This is a genomic window from Dolichospermum sp. UHCC 0260 (assembly GCF_009711985.1).
Taxonomy (GTDB): domain Bacteria; phylum Cyanobacteriota; class Cyanobacteriia; order Cyanobacteriales; family Nostocaceae; genus Dolichospermum; species Dolichospermum lemmermannii.
This window is the reverse complement of sequence record NZ_VIKZ01000033.1, coordinates 14,300-18,045: the sequence shown is the minus strand read 5'-3', so window position 1 is coordinate 18,045 and position 3,746 is coordinate 14,300. Positions and strand designations below refer to the sequence as shown.

4 protein-coding genes are annotated in these 3,746 nt (G+C 41.3%); 1 reads left to right on the top strand and 3 read right to left on the bottom strand.

The window, feature by feature from the left end; translation table 11 throughout:
• Nucleotides 1-115 precede the first annotated feature (115 nt).
• Genes FJR08_RS13880 through FJR08_RS13870 form a run of 3 tightly spaced genes read right to left on the bottom strand, consistent with a single transcriptional unit; the run spans nucleotide 116 to nucleotide 1,126 of the window.
• On the bottom strand, nucleotides 116-421 hold the full coding sequence (locus tag FJR08_RS13880; protein ID WP_015080436.1) for a EutN/CcmL family microcompartment protein: 306 nt from the start codon (nucleotides 419-421) through the stop codon (nucleotides 116-118).
• A 6-nt stretch (nucleotides 422-427) separates the two neighbouring features.
• The gene (locus tag FJR08_RS13875; protein WP_015080435.1) at nucleotides 428-772 is read right to left on the bottom strand and encodes a carbon dioxide-concentrating mechanism protein CcmK; all 345 of its coding nucleotides are present in this window, start codon (nucleotides 770-772) and stop codon (nucleotides 428-430) included.
• 45 nt (nucleotides 773-817) lie between these two features.
• Nucleotides 818-1,126 carry a carbon dioxide-concentrating mechanism protein CcmK gene (locus FJR08_RS13870; RefSeq protein ID WP_015080434.1) on the bottom strand — a complete coding sequence of 103 codons (309 nt, stop codon included), beginning with the start codon at nucleotides 1,124-1,126 and terminating at the stop codon, nucleotides 818-820.
• Between the two features lie 656 nt (nucleotides 1,127-1,782).
• Between FJR08_RS13870 and FJR08_RS13865 the strand changes: the two genes are divergently transcribed.
• A complete protein-coding gene (locus FJR08_RS13865) occupies nucleotides 1,783-3,639 on the top strand; it encodes an NAD(P)H-quinone oxidoreductase subunit F (protein ID WP_168633555.1) in 1,857 nt (618 codons plus the stop codon).
• Nucleotides 3,640-3,746: the final 107 nt, after the last annotated feature.

Below are 3,746 nucleotides of genomic sequence, written 5' to 3'. Positions count from 1 at the left end.
GGTAAGTTTTCACCCATCACCCATCACCTATTACCCATCACCTATTACCCATCACCCATCACCCATCACCCATCACCCATTACCCATCACCTATTACCCATTACCTCTTCCCTGACTATCTATACTGGTCTTTTTTGCTGTAAATCACACGATCTTCAACGTAAATGGTGTCTATAATTGCCACTACTGCTGCGTCTAACGGTCGTTGTTCATTACCTGATAATTGACGAGCAGCACTGCCACGACTGACAAGTACCCACTCATCCACTCCTGCCCCTACACTGTTATCGGCTGCTACCTCGTATACTGGCAGGAGATTGCCATTTTCATCTATTAATTGCAACATTAGTAGCTTCACACCCCGCAGACTGGGATCTTTTTGGGTGCTAGTTACTGTGCCACGAACTCTGGCAATTTGCATTATTAATTATGGTCTTCTACCGAAAGGGCGAATTGTGTTAACACCTTCCCGGAATTGTTCTACATCTTCGGTATAACGAATGGGGAGGACATATTCCAAGTTTTCGTGAGGACGAGCAATGATGTGGGTAGATAGCACTTGTCCACCGTTAACACGCTTAACTGATTCCACTCCCGCACCTACGGAAGCTTGAACTTCGGAAACGTCACCACGCACGATAACTGTTACCCGACCACTACCGATTTTTTCATAACCCACCAAGGTAACACGAGCAGCTTTTACCATGGCATCAGCAGCTTCGACTACGGCTGGAAAGCCTAGAGTTTCTACCATTCCTACTGCAATTGACATTTGTTTTTGTCCTTAAATTAAATTTTTACTTGTACCAGATTTAAACTAAGCGCGGAACTGTTCTACGGCTTCTGTATAACGAATTGGCAAGACATATTCTAAGTTTTCGTGGGGGCGAGCAATGATATGGGTAGATACCACTTCACCACCGTTGACTCTTTTTGCCGCTTCAACGCCAGCAGCTACCGAAGCTTGCACTTCAGAAACATCTCCCCTGACAATGACTGTAACGCGAGCGCTACCAATTTTTTCATATCCTACTAAAGTCACACGGGCGGCTTTCACCATTGCGTCAGCAGCTTCTACTACTGCGGGAAAGCCTTTAGTTTCAATCATTCCAACTGCAATTGGCATCGCAGAACTCCTAAAAAATTAATCGAATTAGAACTATGGATGGAAATTTTGGACGGGGATGCTCATCCTGATTCCAAAATACCGCCACATCTTAGCTTATGAAACCTTGGCATCCCTGGCAACATAAATTACTATAATAGTTTGTAATAAAATAGATTAAAAAAAGTTAACAAAACTTTATAGGGTCTTTTGTGACATTAAAGTTTACTGATCCCTACAGTGACAACTTATGCTTTATAATTTCTTTATCAGTTTGAGAATTACTATAGTTCATAGCCCAAGCTAATTCTTTGATGAGGAGGATTGGTGAGCGCTATATATGGGACAGACGAGCTACTGGCTATATCTTTCCTGTGATTCGCTATTGCCATAAACAGTGGGTAAAAATCTGCAAATTTTACCAATGTATCTAAAAAACAAATTTAAAAAAAGCAGAAAAATAAAAAATGTTGTTCAACAATTATTAGAATATCTAAAATGTTAAATTATATTTAATAGCTCAACAATAGGCTAATCTAAAGTAAATGTGCTTAGGCATATTGAGCTAAGAAAAGTTAAGAAAACATAGATTTTCTCAAAGATATTGTTTTTTGAGCAAATGATTATTTAAAGGCTGTTTAAGAGAATCGGAACTGAGTTGTCAAGGAAAATATTAGATGAATGAGTTTCTATTTTTAACAAGTTGGTTCGTGCCTCTTTATAGCTTACTAGGGGCAATTTTAACTTTGCCTTGGAGCATAGGAATCATCCAACGTACAGGACCAAGACCTGCGGCCTACTTGAACTTATTGACTACCATCTTAGGTTTTGTCCATAGTTTATTAGTATTTAAAGATATCTGGAATCGGGATCAAGAAAATTTAGTAATTACTTGGTTTCAAGCTGCTGATTTTCAATTATCTTTTGCTTTAGAAATTTCCGTAGTCAGTGTGGGGGCGACAGTTTTAATTACTGGATTAAGTCTGTTGGCGCAAATTTACGCACTAGGCTACATGGAAAAAGATTGGTCCTTAGCCCGGTTTTTTGGTCTGGTGGGATTTTTTGAAGCCGCCCTCAGTGGTCTAGCAATTAGTGATTCCTTGTTTCTCAGCTATGCTTTGCTGGAAGTTCTCACCCTTTCTACTTATTTACTGGTCGGATTTTGGTATGCTCAACCCTTGGTAGTGACCGCGGCGCGAGATGCCTTTTTAACGAAGCGGGTAGGAGATTTGTTGCTATTGATGGCTGTAGTGACTCTTTCTACTTTAGCCGGCAGCTTAAATTTTTCGGATTTGTATGAGTGGGCGCAAACTGCTGATTTAAATCCAGTTACATCAACTTTACTCTGTTTAGGTTTAATTGCTGGTCCTGCGGGTAAGTGCGCCCAATTTCCCCTGCACCTGTGGTTAGACGAAGCGATGGAAGGACCAAACCCAGCTTCGGTGATGCGAAACTCTCTAGTGGTAGGTGGGGGTGCTTATTTTCTCTACAAAGTTCAACCATTATTATCTTTGTCCCCCATTGCCTTAAATACTTTAGTGGTGCTGGGGATAATGACAGCAGTGGGAGCAACATTGGTATCTATTGCCCAAATTGATATTAAGCGATCGCTCTCCCATTCCACCAGTGCTTACATGGGATTGGTATTTTTAGCGGTAGGCTTGGAACAGGGTGGAGTGGCGTTAATGTTACTTCTGAGTCATGCTATTGCCAAAGCCTTGTTATTCATGAGTTCTGGTTCAGTTATCTACACTACCCAAACTCAAGACTTGACAGAAATGGGGGGTTTGTGGTCAAGAATGCCAGCCACAACCACGGCTTTTGTCGTCGGTTCAGCAGGTATGGTAACACTACTACCACTGGGCAGTTTTTGGGCAATGATAGCATGGGCTGATGGCTTAGTCAAAATTAGCCCTTGGGTAATTGTGGTTTTAATCTTAGTTAATGGCTTAACGGCTTTGAATTTAACTAGGGTATTCCGGTTAGTTTTTTGGGGACAACCCCAACCCAAAAGCCGCCGCGCTCCAGAAGTTGCCTGGCCAATGGCATTACCAATGGTGACTTTAACTATACTCACTCTATTATTACCGCTGATGCTACAGCAATGGTATTTATTACCTAGCTGGGAAAGCCTCGATTGGTATATAGTTGGATCTTTAGTCGCTTCTACGGTTACTGGAGTAACTATTGGCGCAACAATTCATCTCCACAAAGCCTGGTCAAGATCGAGAATTTTGGTTTGGAGATTTATCCAAGATTTATTAGGCTATGATTTTTACATAGACCGCATTTATCGCTTAACGATTGTAAGTGCTGTGGCGCTGTTATCGAGGATATCCGCGTGGAGCGATCGCTTTTTGGTAGATGGTCTAGTCAACTTAATCGGCTTTGCTGCGATTTTTAGCGGACAAAGTTTGAAATACAGCATTTCTGGTCAATCCCAAGGCTATATGCTAACAATCCTCATTGTCATTAGCATCCTCGGTTTTGCCATTAGTTTCTCATTAGGTTTATTCGACAAATTGCCTTTTTAGGTAATGGGTAATTGGTAATGGGTAATTGGTAATGGGTAATTGGTAATGGGTAATTGGTAATGGGTAATTGGTAATGGGTAATTGGTAATATTCTTCCCCAACCTCCC